Here is a 20,103-nt window from a genome sequence, read left to right on the forward strand (position 1 = left end):
GGAGCGACCTTGGCCGTCGGCCCTCCAGTATTTGCCGTAGCCAAAAAAAGGTGACCCCAGCCTGCCTGAACCGGAGCCACCCCAATACACCCACTGACAGACTAAGCAGCTAGTGTGCCAGTTTCATTGCAGATCCATGATCATTCGGTGTCGTCCTCCTCATCTGCACCCAATTCCAGGCCCAGGTCCTTGATCTTGCGGGTCAGGGTATTGCGGCCCCAGCCCAGCAGCTGTGCGGCGTCCCGGCGGCGGCCGGCGGTGTGCTTCAAGGCGGTCTCGATCATGATGCGTTCAAACGCAGGCACTGCCTGATCCAGCAACTGGGTGACGCCGCGGGCCAGCTCACGGTCGGCCCAGATGCGCAGACTGTGCTCCCAGTGACCGTCGCCTGCACTGTCCTGGTGCTGAACGAGCAACTCCGGCGGCAGGTCTTCAACCAGCACTTCCCGGCTGGACGCCATGACGGTGATCCAGCGGCAGGTGTTCTCCAGCTGGCGTACGTTGCCCGGCCAGGGCAGGCCGCGCAGATAGTCGCGGGTCTGCGGCTTGAGAATCTTGGGCTCCACGGCCAGCTCCTGGGCCGCGCGGGAGAGGAAATGCTGGGCCAGTGTCGGGATATCCTCCCGGCGTTCGGACAGGCGCGGGATATGGATGCGGATGACGTTCAGGCGGTGGAACAGATCCTCGCGGAACTTGCCGGCCTGCACCAGGCTTTCCAGATCCTGATGGGTAGCGGCGATGATCCGCACATCCACCTTGATCGGCGTATGCCCACCGACCCGGTAGAACTCGCCGTCGGCCAGCACCCGCAGCAGGCGGGTCTGGGTTTCGGCGGGCATGTCGCCGATCTCGTCGAGAAACAGGGTGCCGCCATCGGCCTGCTCGAAGCGTCCGCGGCGCTGCATGGCGGCGCCGGTGAAAGCGCCTTTTTCGTGACCGAACAGCTCCGATTCCATCAGATCATGGGGGATCGCCGCCATGTTCAGAGCAATGAAGGGATTGCGTGCCCGCGGACTGTGGCGGTGCAGCGCATGGGCCACCAGCTCCTTGCCGGTACCGGATTCACCATTGATCAGCACGGTGATATTGGAGTGGGACAACCGGCCGATGGCGCGGAACACCTCCTGCATGGCGGGCGCCTCGCCGATGATTTCCGGCGTGTGGCTGATCTGGTCGCCAGCGCTGTGATCATCCTCATGGCTATGAGCCAGGGCGCGTCGCACCAGCGATACCGCCTCATCCACATCGAAGGGCTTGGGCAGATACTCGAAGGCGCCGCCCTGGTAGGACGCCACGGCGCTGTCCAGGTCGGAATGGGCGGTCATGATGATGACCGGCAGTTTCGGATAACGCTCGCGGATGCTCGACAGCAGCTCCAGGCCGCTGGTGCCGGGCATGCGGATATCACTGATCAGCACATCGGGGCGCTGCTGGCGCTGCAGGCGGGCCAAGGCGCTGTCGGCACTGTCGAAGCACACCGGTTGCATCCCGTCCTGTTGCAGAGCCTTTTCCAATACCCAGCGGATGGAGCGGTCATCGTCGACGATCCAGACGTCAGCAGTTCGAGTCATTCTTCCTCTCCCGGAGTGAATTCCAGCGGCAGAAACAGGGTAAAAACGGTGCAACCCGGCACGCTTTCGCATTCGATCAAGCCGTGGTGCCGGGTGACGATATTCTGGGTGATCGACAGGCCAAGGCCGGTGCCGTCGGCGCGCCCGCTGACCATCGGGTAGAAGATGCTGTCGACGATGCCCGGGGCGATGCCGGGGCCGTTATCGAAGATCTCCAGCCGGCATACCAGGCGATGGCGCCGGGGGCCGATGGTGAACTGGCGCAGGGTGCGGGTGCGTAGGGTGATCTGGCCATGCTGGGTGGCCGGTTCAGCGAGCAGCGCCTGCATGGCGTTGCGCACGATGTTCAGCACCGCCTGGATCAGCTGTTCGCGGTCACCCATCAGGTCCGGGATGCTCGGATCGTAATCACGCAGCAGTTGCAGGTCACCCTGGGTTTCGGCTTCCACCAGGCTGCAGACCCGCTCGGTGATCTCATGGATGTTGATGCGTGACAGCTGCGGCGGGCGGTAGGGGCCAAGCATGCGATCGACCAGGTTACGCAGGCGATCGGCCTCCTGGATGATCACGTCGGTGTAGTCCTGCAGCTCCGGCTGCGGCAGTTCCCGGGCCAGCAGCTGCGCCGCACCGCGGATGCCACCCAGCGGATTCTTGATCTCATGGGCCAGCCCGCGTACCAGTATCCGGGTCACTTCCTGCTTGGACAGCTGCGCCTCCTCCCGGGTGATGCGCAGCAGCCGGTCACGGGGCAGCAATTCCAGCAATACCCAGTTGCGCTCCTCTGCGCTGACCGGCGTGACCGAATAATCGGCAATCAGCGCCTGGCCATTGCTCAGGTTCAACTGGGCTTCGCGTTTGGTGAAGGGGATCCCGGTGGCCAGCGTGTTGCGCAGGGGCTGGAGGGACTCCACCGAATCGCTGAACAGACTGTCGAGGCGCTGGCCAGTGACTCGCTGACCGCTGACCTCAAGCAGCATTTCCGCTGCGGGGTTCATATAGTTGACCTGCAGGTCGGCATCCAGCAGCAGTACCGCGGTGGTCAGGTTATCCAGAATCTGGCGCAGAAAGAGATCAGGTAGCATGGGGCATTATCCACGACGCTGTGGGCGGCTGTTCCGCCAGCTGTTGCAAGAAGCGAACCAGATCAGCGCGTGCTGCCCGGTGCGTGCGCAGAGCTTGGGCATATACTTGGGCAGCGGTCCGCTGTATGCCGGGCACGGCAGAGAAAGAGCAACTGGAAGCGTGCCAGGGCAGTGTCCGGTTGGCGAATCACTATGGCACGAAAAAGGGGCATGCGCACCATAATGGTGCGCAAAGGTAGCTCAGCCACCGGTACCCGGCTTGGGCACATTGGGCGCTCTGGGTGCAGCGGGTGCCCGGGGTGCCTGATTGGCGCCGCCGCGACCCGGTTGGTTGAGCGAGGTGCGTTGCAGGTGCACGGTGATCGGCGCGCTGCGCTGCAGCTCTTCTCCCCGGGCATTGACCACGACCACGGCAATCTGGTGGCTGCCCCGGTCGACATTGCCCACCGTCAACTGATGCATCGCCGCACCGTTGCCCGGCACGGCGCTGTCGCTCAGCACCCCGTCCAGGGATACCCGCAGCAGATGGCTGCCACTGAGCGGCGGGTCGGTCTGCACTACCAGGGTGAGATCACCCTCGTTGCTGCGGATATTGCTGTCATGGGCGGGGCTGGTGATGTTCAGCTCGCGGTAGAAGCTCGCGTTGCCGCTGTCGGCCGGCGGGTCGATGGGCCTGGGTTGCGCAGCGGCCGGCGCCGGCTCGATGACATTGGTCGGCCCCAGCTCAACGGTGCTGGCACCGGGACGGGGCTGATCGGAGAAGATGCGATTTCCGTCCGCATCGGTCCAGGAATAGATCTGCGCGCCCGCCGGGCCGGCGAGCAGCAGGGCACACAGGGTGGCGGCCAGGGGTAACCGGAACATACTGTTTCACTCCATTGATGATTGCTTAAGACTTGCACTCAATCGGCGCGCTGGCAAGTGGCGAAGGCAGCAGTGAGACGCCGTTCGGGTATTGCGGATAACCGGTGGTCGGTAGGGTGAAGGACAAAAGAAAACGCCCCCGGAATCGGGGGCGTTGTCAGGTGAGCAGGTCAGGCGCCGATCAGCGCGCCTTGGCGACCTGCCGCCAGTGGTGCAGCAGCGGCTCGGTATAGCCGCTGGGCTGCTCCAGACCCTTGAACACCAGGTCCAGGGCCGCCTGGTAGGCCGGCGAGTTGGTGAAGTCGGTGGCCATGGCGCTGTACTCCGGGTCACCGGCGTTCTGCTGGTCCACTACCTTGGCCATGCGCTCGAAGGTCTCGATCACCTGCTCCTTGCTGACCACGCCGTGGTGCAGCCAGTTAGCCATGTGCTGGCTGGAGATGCGCAGGGTGGCGCGGTCTTCCATGAGGCCGATATTGTTGATATCCGGCACCTTGGAGCAACCGACGCCCTGGTTCACCCAGCGCACCACGTAGCCGAGGATACCCTGGGCATTGTTGTCCAGCTCCTGCTGCTTCTCTTCATCGCTCCAGTTGGCCTGTTCCGCCAGCGGCGCGGTCAGCAGGCCGTTGAGCAGGGCTTCCTGCTCATTCTGCAGGGAGATTTTCTCCAGCTCCTGCTGCACGGCCTGCACATCGACCTGATGATAGTGCAGTGCGTGCAGCACGGCGGCGGTCGGCGAGGGTACCCAGGCGGTGTTGGCACCGGCCTTGGGATGGCCGATTTTCTGCTCCAGCATGGCTGCCATCAAGTCTGGCATGGCCCACATGCCCTTGCCGATCTGCGCCTTGCCGCGCAGGCCGCAGGTCAGGCCGACCAGCACGTTGTTGCGCTCGTAAGCCTGGATCCACGCGGTAGGCTTCATGTCGCCCTTGCGCAATACCGGGCCGCCCTGCATTACGGTGTGCATCTCGTCGCCGGTGCGGTCGAGGAAGCCGGTGTTGATGAAGGCTACCCGGGCGCTGGCTGCGGCGATGCACGCCTTGAGGTTGACCGAGGTGCGGCGCTCCTCGTCCATGATGCCCATCTTGATGGTGTTCTGCGGCAGGCCGAGCAGTTGCTCGACGCGACCGAACAGTTCATTGGCGAACGCCACTTCATCCGGGCCGTGCATCTTGGGTTTGACGATATAGATGCTGCCGGTGCGCGAGTTGCCCTTGCGCTGCAGATCGTGGATGGCGATCAGGCTGGTGCAGACGGCGTCCATGATGCCCTCGGGGATTTCGCTGCCGTCTTTCAGCAGGATCGCCGGGTTGGTCATCAGGTGACCGACGTTGCGGATGAACAGCAGCGAACGGCCATGCAGGGTCAGCTCGCCACCGTCGGCGGTGGTGTACTGGCGGTCGGGGTTCAGCCGGCGGACCATGGCGCGGCCGCCCTTTTCCATCTGCTCTTCGAGGTCGCCACGCAGCAGACCCAGCCAGTTACCGTAGGCCAGGACCTTGTCTTCAGCATCAACGGCGGCGATGGAGTCTTCGCAATCCATGATGGTGGATACTGCGGCTTCCATCAGTACGTCTTTCACGCCAGCAGCGTCGGTCTTGCCGATGGCGTGCTCGCGGTCGATCTGGATCTCGAAGTGCAGACCGTTGTGGACGAACAGCAGCGCATCCGGGTTGGCCGGGTTGCCCTGGTAGCCGGCGAACAGCGCCGGGTTCTGCAGGCCGGTGGTCTGGCCTGACAGCAAGGTGACCTGCAGTTGGCCATCCTGCACGCGGTAGGCTTCGACCTGGGTATGGTCGCCCTGTTGCAGCGGGATGCTCTGGTTGAGGAAGTCACGGGCAAAGGCGATGACCTTGTCGCCGCGCACCGGGTTGTAGCCCGGGCCGCGTTCGGCGCCATCGTCTTCGGCGATCGCATCGGTGCCGTACAGGGCGTCGTACAGGCTGCCCCAGCGGGCGTTGGCGGCGTTCAGCGCGTAGCGGCCATTCATGACCGGTACCACCAGCTGCGGACCGGCCTGCTGGGTGATCTCGATATCGGTATTGGCGGTGGTGATGCGGAAGTCCGCCGGTACCGGCTTGAGATAGCCGATGGAGGTCAGGAATTCGCGGTACGCCGCCATGTCCCGGATCGGGCCGGGGTTGGCGCTGTGCCATTGGTCCAGCTCGGTCTGCAGGCGGTCACGTTCGGCCAGCAGGGCGCGATTCTTCGGCGCCAGGTCGTGGACCAGCTCGCTGAAACCGGCCCAGAACGCGGCAGCGTCGACGCCGGTGCCAGGCAATGCCTGTTGCTCGATAAACTGATGCAGGGCCGTGTCGATCTGCAGGCCCTGGATGTCCTTGCGTTGAGTCATGTCAGGATTCCTCCTCGGATTACAGTGCGGCGATGCCGGCCTTGGCGACCTGGGCATCCTGATCCGGTTTGACACCGGAAACGCCGATGGCGGCAACAACCTGACCTTCGACCTTCAGCGGCACGCCACCTTCGAGCAGGCCGGACACTTCCGGAGCGGACAGGAAGGCAGTACGGCCGCCATTGATCATGGCTTCGAATTCACTGGTGTCGCGGCGACCCAGAGCAGCGCTGCGGGCTTTCTGCGGTGCGATGTAGGAAGCGATTGGCGCGCAGCCATCCATCCGGCGCATGGCCAGGATATGGCCGCCGTCATCGACCACGGCGACGGTGACCTTCCATTCATTCTGGTCCGCTTCAGCGAAGGCCGCGTCGATCATACGGTTGGCTTCTTCGAGGGTCAGTACGGGTTTGCTCAGCATCTTGTTATCTCCTGGGAGGTCAGTTGATTGCGTCTTCGACGACTTCGATCCAATGGCGCACGGGGGTTCGGTTGGCCGAGCCCAGATGGGTCTGGCAGCCGATATTGGCAGTGACGATAGTATCGGGTTTACCGGCTTCCAGCGCGTTCAGTTTATTGTCGCGCAGCTGCTTGGCCAGTACCGGCTGGGTAATAGAGTAGCTGCCGGCCGAGCCGCAGCACAGATGCGCATCGGCTACCGGCGTCAGGCTGAAACCCAGCTTGCGCAGGATCGGCTCCACGCGCCCGCCCAATTTCTGGGCATGCTGCAGGGTACAGGGGCAGTGGAAGGCCAGGGTCTGCGTGGCCTTGACCTGCAGCGGTTGCAGATCTTCCTTCTCCAGCACTTCGACCAGATCCAGCGCCAGGGCGCTGATCTTGCGCGCCTTTTCGGCATAGGCCGGATCATCGCGCAGCAGGTGGGCGTATTCCTTGACGAAGGCACCACAGCCGCTGGCGGTCTGGATGATCGCCTCGGCGCCATTCTCGACGGCTGGCCACCAGGCGTCGATATTCCGCCGCGCACGGTCAAGCCCGGCTTGCTGGGCATCCAGGTGGTAATCCACCGCGCCACAGCAGCCGGCCTCGCTGATCGGCTTGATGGAAATGCCCAGCCGGTCCAGCACCCGCGCCGTGGCGGCGTTGGTGTTGGGCGACAGGCCCTGCTGGGCGCAGCCTTCGAGGATCAGCACGTGACGGGCATGGCGCGGGGCCGGGCGCGGCTTGGCTGGAGCCAGTTTGGCCGGAATCTTGTCCTTGACCGCCGCTGGCATGAAGGTGCGGACTGCCTGGCCAGCCTTGAGCAGCGGGTTGAAGATCACCGGGTTGGGCACCACATGGCGCAGCGCCGAGCGCAGCATGCGCTGTTGCAGCGGACGCTCGATCTCGCTGGCCATGGCTTCGCGACCGATATCCAGCAGGTTGTGATACTTCACGCCGGACGGGCAGGTGGTTTCGCAGTTGCGGCAGCTCAGGCACTGGTCCAGGTGCAGCTGGGTTTCCCGGGTAGTGGCTTCGCCTTCGAGAAATGCCTTGATCAGGTAGATACGCCCGCGGGGACCGTCGCGCTCGTCGCCGAGCAACTGATAGGTCGGGCAGGTCGCATTGCAGAAGCCGCAATGCACGCAGGAGCGCAGAATGCTTTCTGCCTCTTCGGCGCGCGGCAGCTTGCGCGCCTTTTCAGTGAGATTGGTTTGCATGATGTTACCTCTTCAGTCTCAGAGCCCGGGATACATCCGGCCGGGGTTGAACAGGCCCTGAGGATCGAGCTGCTTCTTCAGTTGGCGGTGATAGCGTTGCAGCAGCGGTGTCAGGGGCTGGAACGGGCTATCTGTGACGCCGGCGCGGTAACAGGTGGCATGACCGCCGTGACGGCTGGCCAGTGCCTGGAGTTCCTCGGCAGCGGCGTCGGACTTCAACCAGCGCTGGGCACCGGCCCAGTCGAGCAGGCTGGCGCCGGGCAGCTCCAGTTCCGCCGTCAGCGGTGGCAGCGACAGGCGCCACAGCGGCCGTGGGTCCTGGAAGAAGTCCAGTTGCTGTTCATTGAGCTGGGTCCAGAAACCGGCATCCAGTTCCTCGCCACCGATACGGTCGGCGGCTGAGCGCACCGAACCCACGCCGCCTTCCAGGCGCAGATGCAGATGACCGTCCAGGTAGCTGGCAGCAGTGATCGGAATCGGCTGCTGGCCCCATTCGGCGAGCTTCAGCAGCGCCCTCTCGACGGGCAGCTCCAGACGCAGGTGATGGCTGCTGACCGGCTTGGGTAGCACCTTCATGGACACCTCGGTAATGACCCCGAGCTGACCGAAACTGGCGGCCATCAGGCGGGACAGGTCATAACCCGCCACGTTCTTCATGACTTCACCACCAAAACGCAGCAGCTTGCCATGACCGGTGATGACGCGGGTGCCGAGCACCAGGTCGCGTACTGCGCCAGACCAGGGGCGGCGCGGGCCGGACAGGCCGGCAGCGATCATGCCACCCACCGTCGCCTGGCCGTTGAAGGTCGGCGGCTCGCAGGTCAATGTCTGGCCTTGATCATCCAGCGCGGCAAGCAGCTCGACCAGCGGAGTGCCACTGCGTACGGTCACCACCAATTCGGTGGGATCGTAGTTGACGATGCCGCTGTGGCCCCGGGTATCCAGCACCTGGCCATCGACCGGGCGGCCGAGAAAGGCTTTGCTGTTGGCACCCTGGATCGCCAGCGGGGTATTGCTGTGCAGGGCATCGAGCACCTGCTGCTGCAGTTGCTGTTCACTGGCCGACGCGGCGCGTTCGCCAGGGCGATGGGCATGTTCGTGTTGGGCCGACATCAGAAGCGCTCCAGTTCAGGGAAGGGCAACTCGCCATTGTGGATATGCATGGCACCGAATTCGGCGCAGCGGTTCAGTGTTGGGATGTTCTTGCCCGGGTTGAGCAGGCCATCGGGATCGAACGCGGCCTTCACCGCATGGAAGGTCAACAGCTCGTCATCGTTGAACTGCGAGCACATCTGGTTGATCTTCTCCCGGCCGACACCGTGCTCCCCGGTGATCGAGCCGCCCACGGCGACGCAGAGTTCGAGGATCTTGCCGCCGACCGCTTCGGCGCGCTCCAGCTCGCCTTCCTGGTTGGCATCGAACAGGATCAGCGGGTGCATGTTGCCGTCACCGGCATGGAACACGTTGGCCACGCGCAGGCCGTACTCGGCGGACAGGTCGGCAATGCCCTGCAGCACCTTGGGCAGTTCGCGGCGCGGGATGGTACCGTCCATGCAGTAGTAATCCGGCGAAATGCGACCCACCGCCGGGAAGGCATTCTTGCGCCCGGCCCAGAACAGCGCGCGTTCGGCGTCATCCTTGGCCTGGCTGATAGCGGTCGCGCCGCTGTTCTCCAGCACCTGGCGCACCCGCTCGCATTCATCGGCAACATCGGCTTCGACGCCATCAAGCTCGCACAGCAGTATGGCTTCAGCCTCCACCGGATAGCCGGCGTGAATGAAATCCTCGGCCGCGCGAATGGCCAGGTTGTCCATCATCTCCAGCCCGCCGGGGATGATGCCGGCGGAAATGATGTCACCCACAGCCTTGCCGGCCTTGCCCACGTCATCGAAGCTGGCCATCAATACCTTGGCGACCTGGGGCCGCGGCAGCAGCTTGACGGTGACCTCGACGACGATGCCGAGCATGCCTTCGGAGCCGGTAAACAGTGCCATCAGGTCGAAGCCGGGGCTGTCCAGCGCGTCGGAACCGAGCGTCATGCGCTCGCCTTCGACGGTGACAATCTCCACTTTCAGCAGGTTGTGTACGGTCAGCCCGTATTTCAGGCAATGCACGCCGCCGGCATTCTCCGCCACGTTGCCGCCGATCGAACAAGCAATCTGTGATGACGGATCGGGGGCGTAGTACAGCTGATAGGGTGCGGCGGCTTCGGAGATCGCCAAATTGCGCACGCCGGGCTGAACCCGCGCGAAACGACCCTCTGGGTTGACCTCGAGAATATTCTTCAGGCGCGCCAGCACCAGCAGCACACCGCCTTCCAGCGGCAGGGCGCCACCTGACAGGCCGGTACCGGCACCACGGGCGACGACCGGGACCTGGCGCTGATGACAGATCTTCATGAAGGTCTCGATCTGCTCAACGGTCTCGGGCATCACCACCAGCAGGGGCATGACGCGGTAGGCCGACAGCCCATCGCATTCGTAGGGCTGCAGGTCTTCACGTTCGTGCAGCACTTCCAGATCAGGCAGTGTCTGGCGCAGCTCGTTGATCAATCCCGCCTTGTCTACGGGAGGCAGAGGACCGTCGAGCTTTTCATCATAGAGAAGGTTCACGGATATCACCTGTTTGTTATCGATGGTCTTGGGACCCACTTCTGGCTTCGAATACTGCTGCTTTGGGCGGCCGACGTCCAGCCTAAAACCATCTGGTCGGACCAGTTTGTTACGTTCATATTGCTGATTTTGTTTGCCATGGCGCGTGAGATACAGGCAATCACAAAAATATAGTGGATTTGTAAACGCGCCATCCTTACTCTGGTATGACCAGTTTTTCCAAGAAGGGTGAGGTCATGGTTGAAAATGCTTCGGAGCGTCGCCAGGTGGGCGATGTGGTTGCTGACCGTATCGAGAAGCTGATCGCGGACGGTGTGCTGAAAATGGGCCAGATGCTGCCATCCGAGCGGCAACAGTGCGAGAAGCTGGGCATTTCCCGCAGCGCCTTGCGTGAAGGGCTGAAGGTACTGCGCGGCAGGGGGCTGATCAAGACTTCCCAGGGACGCGGCTCTTACGTTGCCAGTCTGATGGGCAATCGGGATGAGACGCCGATGATGCACCTGTTCAACAATCACCCACGGACGCTGTTCGATCTGCTTGAGGTGCGCGCCCTGCTCGAAGGCGAGTCGGCGCGGCTGGCGGCGCTGCGCGGTACTGATGCTGACTTCGTATTGATCCAGCGGCGCTATGATGAAATGGTCGCCGCCCATACCGGCGGCCCGGCGCGGGACCCGGAAACCCTGGCGCATCTGGACCACGCCTTTCACCTGGCGATCTGCGACGCCTCGCATAACCCGGTGCTGGTGCATACCCTGCAGTCGCTGACCAAGTTGTTGCTGGGCTCGGTGTTCGCCTCGGTGCAGAACCTCTACCACCGGCCGACGCACAAGCGGCAGTTGGATCGCCAGCATGCCCGGCTCTACCACGCGGTGATGGAGCGCTTGCCGACCCAGGCCAAGCGCGCGGCGATGGATCATATTCACAGTATTCGAGACAACCTGCGGGATATCGAAAACGAAGGCCAGCGACTGGAGCGGGCAACCTTGCGCCTGGAGGGCTGGCAATAAAAAAGGGCGGTGCACATCAGTGCGCCGCCCTTTTATCCGCACTGGGGAATCAGCTACCTGTGGTGGTGATTCCCGCTGCGTTCAGCGGATCGCTGATACCTAGCACGTAGATCGCCAGCATCATCAGCAGGCCGGCAAAGGTGACGTAATAGATAGTTGGCAGCAAGGTCTTGCGCAGGGTAACGCCCTCACGTCCCAGCAGGCCGACGGTGGCCGATGCCGCTACCACGTTGTGGATGGCAATCATGTTACCCGCAGCCGCACCCACCGATTGCCCCGCAACGATCATGGCGCCGGAGATACCCAGCAGCTCAGCGGTATTGAACTGGAACTGCGAGAGCATCAGGTTGGAGGCGGTGTTGGAACCGGCGATGAACGCACCCAGCGCACCTACCGTCGGGGCGAACAGCGGGTAGACATCACCCACCGCGTTGGCGACGGCATTGGCCATGGCCACCGGCATGGAAGGCAGGTCGGACAGGTTGACTCCCGAGTTGATCAGGATACGCACCATGGGAATGGTGAAGATCAACACGAAGCCGGCGCCAATGATGGTGTTGGTAGACTCGCCCAGCGAGCGCTTGAACTCGGTGAACGACATTCGATGCACCAGGGCGGTGACCAGCACCACGAACACCAGGATGCCACCAGGCAGATACAGCGGCTCAAGGCTGGCGGACAGACCCGCTTCACCCATGATATCGGTGAACTTGAAGCTCAGGCTGTTGAGCAGGCCCTTGAGGGTGTCGTTGGTACGCGACAGCACCAGCACCGCAGCCAGCAGCACATAGGGCAGCCAGGCCATCCAGATGGCGATCGGGCGTTTGCCGGCCACGTCATCCAGCTTCATCTCGACACTGCCCATCCAGTCGGCAGGCCAGTCCTTGGGATCGGCAAAGTCCCAGGTTTCCTTGGGCATCAGGAAGCCAGCCTTGGCAGCGGGCACCACAATCGCCAGACCGACGAGGCCGCCGATGATGGAGGGGAACTCCGGTCCGAGAAACACCCCGGCCAGCGCGTAGGGAACGGAGAAAGACACCGCGGCAAAGAGGGCGAAGGGAGCAACCGCCAGACCTTCTTTCCAAGAGCGGTTCGCGCCGAAGAAGCGGGTCAGGATCATGACCATGATCAGCGGCATCAGCAGGCCGAGCAGGGCATGCGTGATGGCGACCTTGGAAACGATCAACTGGAAGAAGGTCGGCCAGTCAGAGCCGACAGTAGCCAGGCTGGCACCGATACCGGCTTGATCCAGGCCCGCGCCGACACCAACAATCATCGGCGTGCCCACCGCACCGAAGGACACCGGCGAGGATTGCACGATCATACCGACTACCACCGCAGCAACGGCCGGGAAGCCCAGCGCCACCATCAGTGGTGCGGCGACCGCAGCCGGAGTACCAAAGCCGGAGGCGCCTTCAATGAAGCAGCCGAACAGCCAGGTGACGATGATCGCCTGCACGCGACGGTCCGGGCTGATGCCCGAGAAGCCCTTGCGGATGGCGAGGATGCCGCCCGAATGCTTCAGCGTGTTGAGCAGTAGAATCGCACCGAAGATGATCCAGAGGATGGAAGCCGTCAGAACCAATCCCTGAAGACTGGAAGCGACGACCCGTACCCACGTCATATCCCAGGCGAGCAGGGCAATGGCGACGGTAACGATGAAGACGACAGGCATTGCATATTTCGCCGGCCAACGGAACCCGACCAGCAGGACCCCCGCGAGAACCAGAGGAAAGAATGCAAGCAGAGACAAAAGAGTTTGGCTCATCTGGAATTTCCTTTGTTTTTTTTATGAGGAATGCGCAGCAACTGCAGCATAGCTCGGTCGGATGGGATATTGCTATCACCGATCGGACAGGTCCAGATGTTATCTCAATGGTCAGACCAGTAATTTATTCCCCAGGAGAGGGCGGGCGGGAGACCCCTTGTGGGCCATGAGTTGACGAGTTGGTCATGCTTTTTCGAGGGTCACAGTCAAACTGGTCCTACCAGATGGCGTGAATGGCCGGGCAGCTGCTGACTCGCTGGTCAGAGCGTCTGGCGCAGCAAAACGCCGGGCCAGAAAGCAGAAAACCCCGGCAAGCCGGGGTTTGTCACTGCGAGAGCAGATCAGACGCTGTAGTACAGCTCGTATTCCAGCGGGTGAACGAAGGTACGCACCTTGAGCTCTTCGGCTGATTTCAGCTCCAGGAAGGTATCGATGAACTCGTCGGTGAACACGCTGCCCTTGGTCAGGAACTCGCGGTCAGCGTCCAGCGCCTCCAGTGCTTCCTTCAGGCTACCGCACACCTGCGGAATCTGGCTGGCTTCCTCCGGGGGCAGGTCGTACAGGTTCTTGTCCGCCGCATCGCCGGGGTGAATCTTGTTCTGGATGCCATCCAGGCCAGCCATCAGCAGCGCGGCGAAGGCCAGGTAGGGGTTGGCAGCCGGATCCGGGAAGCGAGCTTCGATGCGTCGGGCCTTGGGGCTGGATACATGCGGGATGCGGATCGAGGCGCTGCGGTTACGGGCCGAGTAGGCGAGCATGACCGGTGCTTCGAAACCCGGGACCAGACGCTTGTAGGAGTTGGTCGACGGGTTGGTGAAGGCGTTCAGGGCCTTGCCGTGCTTGATGATGCCGCCAATGAAGTACAGCGCCGTCTCGGACAGACCGGCATAGCCTTCGCCGGAGAAGGTGTTCTTGCCATCCTTGCTGATCGAGATGTGCACGTGCATACCGGAGCCGTTGTCACCGTACAGCGGCTTGGGCATGAAGGTAGCGGTCTTGCCGTAGGCATCGGCGACGTTGTGCACCACGTATTTCAGGTTCTGCACTTCATCGGCCTTGGCCACCAGCGTATTGAACTGCACGCCGATCTCGTTCTGGCCAGCGGTAGCCACTTCGTGGTGGTGAACTTCCACTACCTGGCCCATTTCCTCCAGCGCGTTGCACATGGCGGTACGGATCTCATGGTCATGATCCAACGGCGGCACCGGGAAGTAGCCACCCTTGACGCCGGGGCGGTGACCTTTGTTGCCGGTCTCGAAGGAGGCGTCGGTGTTCCACGAGCCCTGCTCGGAGTAGATCTTGAACATGGAGCCGGAGATATCGGACTTGTACTTCACCTCGTCAAAGATGAAGAACTCCGGCTCAGGGCCGAAGAAGGCGGTGTCGCCGATGCCGGTGGACTTCAGGTATTCCTCGGCCAGGCGGGCGATGCTGCGCGGGTCGCGCTCATAACGCTGCATGGTAGCCGGTTCGATGATGTCGCAGACGATAATCAGCGTCGGCTCTTCGGTGAACGGGTCCAGCACCGCGGTGCTGTCGTCGGGCATCAGAATCATGTCGGACGCTTCAATGCCTTTCCAGCCGGCGATCGAGGAGCCGTCAAACATCTTGCCATCCTCGAAGAAATCTTCGTTGGCGTCGCGGGCCGGCATGGTGACATGCTGCTGTTTGCCCTTGGTATCGGTGAAGCGCAGATCAACCCACTTCACATCAAATTCGTTGATCAGTTGGATCGCTTTCGACATGCTGTTCTCCAGTAGGAATCTCGTTCCAGGTGTCGGCCTGGCCCTTTCATACGTAGTGATGCGGAAATTGATTTATCCCGCCCGGTTCGTTTGTCCAGGTAATGGCAGCAAAAGCTGTGCCAGCATTGCCAGGCAGTGCAAACCCCGGCTGCAGCGTGATCTGGGGATCAGTGCAGGTCTTGCCGGGCATTATCGCGCACTTGATCGGTGCGGGGAACAGTTGCGATGCACCATATTGGCGCGTCGGTCGGTAAACCGGGCGAATGCCGGGCAGCACGGGTATAATGCGCCCCTTTTCGCTGCGCCGACCCAGAATTGTTCCTATGAAACTGATTATCAAATTCTTCGCCGAGATCACCATCAAATCGCCGCAGGTGCGCAAGCGCTTCGTCTCCCAGCTGCGCAAGAACCTCAAGGTGTTGCTCAAGCCGATCGACCCCGAGCTGCGCATTGCTGGTAACTGGGACAGCCTGGAGATTATTACCGGCGACGATCCGGCGCTGCAGGCGCAGGTAATCGAACGGCTGCAGAATACGCCCGGCATCAACCATATCCATGAAGTACACGAGCACGAGCTGGGTAGCCTGGATGAGCTGGCCGAGCTATGCGTGGCGTGCTTTGCCGGGCAGTTGCGGGGCAAGACTTTCGCGGTGCGCTGCAAGCGGATCGGCAAGCACCCGTTCTCGTCCACTGACGTGAACCGGCTGCTGGGCTCACGGCTGATGGAGTCGAGCGGGGCGGCGGGCGTTTCGCTGAAGGACCCGGATGTAGAGATCCAGCTGGAAATCCGCCAGCAGCGGGTATTCCTGATCCAGACCCGGCATGAAGGTATCGGCGGCTTCCCGCTGGGCACCATGGAGCCGGTACTGAGCCTGATGTCCGGCGGCTTCGACTCCACCGTGGCCAGCTACCAGATGCTGCAGCGCGGCATCCTGCCCCATTTCGTGTTCTTCAACCTCGGTGGGCGTGCCCATGAACTGGGCGTGCGCCAGGTCGCGCACTATTTATGGGAGAAGTACGCGGCCAGCCATCGCCTGCGCTTCATCAGTGTGCCATTCGAGGGCGTGGTCGCGGAAATCCTGCAGAACGTGGACAACAGCCAGATGGGCGTGGTGCTCAAGCGCATGATGCTGCGTGCCGCCAGCCGTATCGCCCAGCGCCGGGGCTTCCAGGCGCTGGTCACCGGTGAGGCTATCGCCCAGGTGTCCAGCCAGACGCTGCCCAACCTGGCCGCCATCGATGAGGCCTGCGACACGCTGGTGCTGCGGCCGCTGATCACCACCAGCAAGACCGAGATCATCCGCACCGCCCGGCGCATCGGCACCGAGGCGTTCTCCGCGAGCATGCCGGAATACTGCGGGGTGATTTCGGTCAGCCCGGACATCCACACCAATATGCGCAAGGTCACCGCCGCCGAAGCCGGCTTCAATTTCAGCATCCTGGATGAGGCCATCGAGCAGATGACCTCGACCGACTGCTGCGATCTGGAGCTGGAGCTGGAAGGCTCCGAAGTGGAGACAGTTGAACAGGCGCTGACCGGCCAGGTGGTACTGGATGTGCGTCACCCGGATGAGCAGGAAGCCAACCCGCTGGTGCTCGAAGGAGTGGAAGTGCAGGCCGTGCCCTTCTATCAATTGAACAGTCGCTTTGCCGAGCTGGACCCAGGCCGGGCCTATCTGCTGTATTGTGAAAAAGGCGTGATGAGCCAGCTGCACGCCCAGTATTTGCTGGACCGCGGGCATGATAATGTCCGCGTATTGCGGCTGCCACGGCGCTAAATCTACCGGCGGTCCGACAACTTCGTACAAAAAACAGACACTGTCATCTCAGTGTCTGTATAATGCGTGACTCTTTTTTTCAGACAGGCTCGCCTGTCGCCTCGCAATCCAGGATACCCCCGTGATCGAGAATCTTCGTAATATCGCCATTATTGCCCACGTTGACCACGGCAAGACCACGCTTGTTGACAAGCTGTTGCGCCTGTCCGGTACCTTGGATCGCAAGGAGCTCGAAAACGAGCGCGTCATGGACAGCAACGACCAGGAAAAGGAACGTGGTATCACCATCCTGGCCAAGAACACCGCGCTGAAGTGGAAAGACTACGACATCAACATCGTCGACACCCCCGGCCACGCCGACTTCGGTGGTGAAGTCGAGCGCGTGATGAGCATGGTTGACTGCGTACTGCTGGTGGTTGACTCCATCGACGGCCCCATGCCGCAGACCCGCTTCGTGACCCAGAAAGCCTTCCAGGCCGGCCTGAACCCGATCGTGGTCGTCAACAAGATCGACCGTCCCGGCGCGCGTCCGGATTGGGTGGTGGACCAGATCTTCGACCTGTTCGACAACCTCGGCGCCAGCGAAGAGCAGCTGGACTTCCCGATCGTCTACGCCAGCGCCCTGAACGGCCTGTCCGGTCTCGATCACGAGAACCTCGAAGACAACATGGACCCGCTGTTCCAGGCCATCGTTGACCACGTGCCGGCTCCCAATGTTGATCTGGACGGTCCGTTCCAGATGCAGATCTCCCAGCTGGACTACAACAGCTTCCTCGGCGTGATCGGCGTTGGCCGTATTGCTCGCGGCAAGGTCAAGACCAACACCCCGGTCATCGCCATCGGCGCCGACGGCAAGAAGCGTCAGGGCCGTATCCTCAAGATCATGGGTCATTCCGGTCTGCAGCGTGTGGAAGTGGAAGAAGCCCAGGCCGGCGACATCGTCTGCGTCAGCGGTATGGACGAGCTGTACATCTCCGACACCCTGTGCGACATGAACAACGTCGAAGCCCTGCCGGCGCTGACCGTGGACGAGCCCACCGTTTCCATGACCTTCCAGGTCAACGACTCGCCGTTCGCCGGTAAGGAAGGCAAGTTCGTCACCAGCCGCAACATCAAGGAGCGTCTGGAAAAGGAACTGCTGCACAACGTTGCCCTGCGCGTTGAAGAAGGCGACTCCGCAGACAAGTTCAAGGTCTCCGGTCGTGGCGAACTGCACCTGTCGGTACTGATCGAAACCATGCGCCGCGAAGGCTTCGAGCTGGCCATCGGCCGTCCGGAAGTGGTTATCCGCGAGATCGACGGCGAGAAGCAGGAGCCCTACGAGAACGTCATCATCGACATCGAAGAGCAGCACCAGGGTGCGCTGATGGAACAGATGGGCCTGCGCAAGGGCGATCTGACCGACATGGCACCGGACGGCAAGGGCCGCATCCGCCTGGAATACGTTATCCCGGCCCGCGGCCTGATCGGCTTCCGTAACAACTTCCTGACCATGACTTCCGGTACCGGTATCCTGGCCTCCACCTTCAGCCACTACGGCCCGATCAAAGGTGGCGACGTAGGTCACCGCCAGAACGGCGTACTGGTCTCCATGGCCACCGGCAAGGCACTGACCTACTCGCTGGAAACGCTGCAGAGCCGCGGCAAGCTGTTCCTCGAGCCCGGCCAGGAAATCTACGAAGGCCAGCTGGCTGGTATCCACAGCCGCGACAACGACCTGGTGATCAACCCCACCAAGGGCAAGAAGCTCGACAACATGCGCGCCTCCGGCAAAGATGAAGTCATCGCCCTGGTACCGCCGATTCGCTTCACCCTGGAGCAGGCGCTGGAGTTCATCGACGACGACGAACTGGTCGAAGTAACACCCAAGTCGATCCGTCTGCGCAAGAAGATCCTCGACGAGAACCAACGCAAGCGCGCCAGCAAGAGCTGATCCGCTAGCCAGCAGTTCAAAAGCCCCCGACGGTTAACGCCTCGGGGGTTTTTTTATGCTCCCAAATCATTCCTCACATACCGCGTGTCCCGCCCCTTAGGCGGCGTTGCTGCCCGCAAGGCACAGAGCTCTATGCACTCTTACGGTAGCCTTGCGCCATTATCTGGGCTATGTTCAAAGCCAAACGACAGGAACGCAGCCAGATCGACCCAGCAAGCACGGGCTGGCTGCATCCTAAAAACGATACGGAACACGCCGGCATTGGTCGTCCATAACTGCGGGCGGTAGCGTGCCTGCTTGCGCGGGGGGAGGGGGTAGTAATGGAAACAGGAAATGTAGCAGTCAAGCGAATACAGGCCATGGTGGATGCGCCTCTATAACTCTTTGATTTTCATTGGGTATAACAAGTGCTGCTATATAGTCTGCCCGGAGTTATACCACAGTCAATGTTATGTATTAGTGCCGCGTGCGGTCTAATCGCTGTTATGCCTCTGAGCCTATAAAATTGAGAAGTATATGAATAATAAGCTCCAAAAAAGATTTGATGAACTAAGTCGTGACCATGCTGTACTGCTCCAATCCAAAAGAGTTAGTCATGGTCAGCTTGGTTCTAGCGAACATGTTGATGCAGAACTATTTACTGCATGGAAAGTAAAAGTTAGAAGCTTATTATCACTGGCTTGTGGAGAAAAGTCCCAGCACTTTGAGCAGTATGAGAAGGCTGAAAAACCTTACACCATGGAATCAAGTTTTAGTGTTGCACAAAGGTTAGGGGCTGTATTTCATGCTGTCAAAGAAGACTTTGAAGGTGGCTATTTAAATGCAATTAAGAACTTGATTCAGGCGGAAGTTTTTGAAAGCGAGCTAGAGCAAGCGCAAGAATTGTTAGATAACGGATATAAGCTTTCAGCTGCTGTTATCGCTGGAGTTGTACTTGAAACAGCATTAAGAGACTTATGTGATCAAGAGAATATTTCTCATGGAAAACTTGACAAAATGAACGCAGACCTGGCGAGGTCGGGTAAATACAATAAATTACAGCAAAAAAGAATTACAGCTCTCGCAGATATTAGAAATAACGCAGCTCATGGAAAGCCTGAAAATTTCACTGATGAAGATGTAAAATTAATGGTACGAGATGTTGAAGGCTTTCTCCTTAATTTTATGGCATAACAAGGCGGTGTTGTCGCCTACGGCTGGGACTGCCATTCCGCTGGTGCTCCATGCCAGCCTCAAACCGCGGCGTTATGACTTTAGTGAGTGCAAATGAAGGGAATTGTTAGTAAAGCTAATATCTCTCGCGAGCAGATAAATAAAGCGTGTGATCTTCATCTAGCCGGTGAGTACATATGCTCTCTTACGCTTGCAGGATCTTCTGACAGTCTCACTCACGAACTAAACCAAGGTCGCGGTCAAGATTCCGGAGACTCTTGGCATATTAAATTTATTCGGTTTTGGCGTGAAAAATCTGGCCTTCCAAGCCCTTCAAAAAGAGAAATTAATTATCAAAAGAACTGGGCAAGAAATTTGGTGAAACACCACAATGCCGGCGAGGCGGAAGAGATAGAAATTAATTTGGAGTTTGAGTCGTTTTTGGCAATAAAGCGCTCTATTGAGAACTACCAACGCTTGGGCCACCCAAGGACCGAGATAATGGAGCGTTTTAATGAACAAACGCGCGAGTGCGGCTAGTCATAACAATGCGCACCAATACGCCGCCGCAAGCGGC

At 60.8% G+C, this 20,103-nt stretch carries 15 protein-coding genes; 5 read left to right on the top strand and 10 right to left on the bottom strand.

Annotated elements, in window-relative coordinates:
• Positions 1 to 140 precede the first annotated feature (140 nt).
• The 8 genes from ntrC to glcD all read right to left on the bottom strand — a co-directional run bounded on the left by ntrC (position 141) and on the right by glcD (position 10,143).
• Positions 141 to 1,571, bottom strand: a complete 1,431-nt coding sequence (ntrC, locus tag QAO71_RS00930; protein WP_074779184.1) for a nitrogen regulation protein NR(I) — start codon at positions 1,569 to 1,571, stop codon at positions 141 to 143.
• Entirely contained in the window at positions 1,568 to 2,653 is a 1,086-nt protein-coding gene (gene glnL, locus QAO71_RS00935; protein ID WP_280165044.1) for a nitrogen regulation protein NR(II), read from the bottom strand. The genes ntrC and glnL overlap by 4 nt, the downstream gene beginning before the upstream one ends.
• A gap of 240 nt (positions 2,654 to 2,893) precedes the next feature.
• Complete coding sequence (locus QAO71_RS00940) at positions 2,894 to 3,517, bottom strand: DUF4124 domain-containing protein (protein ID WP_051611155.1); 624 nt, start codon at positions 3,515 to 3,517, stop codon at positions 2,894 to 2,896.
• Between the two features lie 181 nt (positions 3,518 to 3,698).
• Positions 3,699 to 5,873, bottom strand: a complete 2,175-nt coding sequence (locus tag QAO71_RS00945) for a malate synthase G (RefSeq protein ID WP_036991354.1) — start codon at positions 5,871 to 5,873, stop codon at positions 3,699 to 3,701.
• 19 nt (positions 5,874 to 5,892) lie between these two features.
• Entirely contained in the window at positions 5,893 to 6,294 is a 402-nt protein-coding gene (locus QAO71_RS00950; RefSeq protein WP_036991353.1) for a heme-binding protein, read from the bottom strand.
• A 19-nt stretch (positions 6,295 to 6,313) separates the two neighbouring features.
• Positions 6,314 to 7,531, bottom strand: coding sequence for a glycolate oxidase subunit GlcF (glcF, locus tag QAO71_RS00955; protein ID WP_136868455.1), 1,218 nt, complete (start codon positions 7,529 to 7,531; stop codon positions 6,314 to 6,316).
• Positions 7,532 to 7,549: 18 nt separating this feature from the next.
• Entirely contained in the window at positions 7,550 to 8,644 is a 1,095-nt protein-coding gene (gene glcE / locus QAO71_RS00960; RefSeq protein WP_074779195.1) for a glycolate oxidase subunit GlcE, read from the bottom strand.
• Complete coding sequence (gene glcD / locus QAO71_RS00965; protein ID WP_136868454.1) at positions 8,644 to 10,143, bottom strand: glycolate oxidase subunit GlcD; 1,500 nt, start codon at positions 10,141 to 10,143, stop codon at positions 8,644 to 8,646. Before glcD ends, glcE begins: the two co-directional genes overlap by 1 nt.
• 236 nt (positions 10,144 to 10,379) lie before the next feature.
• Here glcD and glcC point away from each other — a divergent pair, with 236 nt between their 5' ends.
• Positions 10,380 to 11,150, top strand: a complete 771-nt coding sequence (gene glcC / locus QAO71_RS00970) for a transcriptional regulator GlcC (protein WP_036992005.1) — start codon at positions 10,380 to 10,382, stop codon at positions 11,148 to 11,150.
• Positions 11,151 to 11,199: 49 nt separating this feature from the next.
• Here glcC and QAO71_RS00975 read toward each other — a convergent pair whose 3' ends face one another.
• Complete coding sequence (locus QAO71_RS00975; protein WP_280165045.1) at positions 11,200 to 12,918, bottom strand: L-lactate permease; 1,719 nt, start codon at positions 12,916 to 12,918, stop codon at positions 11,200 to 11,202.
• A gap of 341 nt (positions 12,919 to 13,259) precedes the next feature.
• Positions 13,260 to 14,663 (bottom strand): glutamate--ammonia ligase, encoded by a 1,404-nt coding sequence (glnA, locus tag QAO71_RS00980; RefSeq protein ID WP_036991347.1) that lies wholly within the window; start codon positions 14,661 to 14,663, stop codon positions 13,260 to 13,262.
• Positions 14,664 to 14,986: 323 nt separating this feature from the next.
• On the opposite strand from glnA, the gene thiI reads away from it, so the two are divergent.
• The 4 genes from thiI (at position 14,987) to QAO71_RS01000 (ending at position 20,066) form a co-directional block, all read left to right on the top strand.
• Positions 14,987 to 16,441 (top strand): tRNA uracil 4-sulfurtransferase ThiI, encoded by a 1,455-nt coding sequence (gene thiI / locus QAO71_RS00985; RefSeq protein ID WP_280165046.1) that lies wholly within the window; start codon positions 14,987 to 14,989, stop codon positions 16,439 to 16,441.
• A gap of 121 nt (positions 16,442 to 16,562) precedes the next feature.
• Positions 16,563 to 18,374, top strand: a complete 1,812-nt coding sequence (gene typA, locus QAO71_RS00990) for a translational GTPase TypA (RefSeq protein WP_036991344.1) — start codon at positions 16,563 to 16,565, stop codon at positions 18,372 to 18,374.
• A gap of 516 nt (positions 18,375 to 18,890) precedes the next feature.
• On the top strand, positions 18,891 to 19,547 hold the full coding sequence (locus QAO71_RS00995; protein WP_280165047.1) for a DUF4145 domain-containing protein: 657 nt from the start codon (positions 18,891 to 18,893) through the stop codon (positions 19,545 to 19,547).
• Between the two features lie 93 nt (positions 19,548 to 19,640).
• Entirely contained in the window at positions 19,641 to 20,066 is a 426-nt protein-coding gene (locus QAO71_RS01000; protein WP_280165048.1) for a hypothetical protein, read from the top strand.
• The last annotated feature ends 37 nt before the right edge of the window (positions 20,067 to 20,103 follow it).

The organism is Halopseudomonas sp. SMJS2, from assembly GCF_029866945.1.
GTDB lineage: Bacteria > Pseudomonadota > Gammaproteobacteria > Pseudomonadales > Pseudomonadaceae > Halopseudomonas > Halopseudomonas bauzanensis.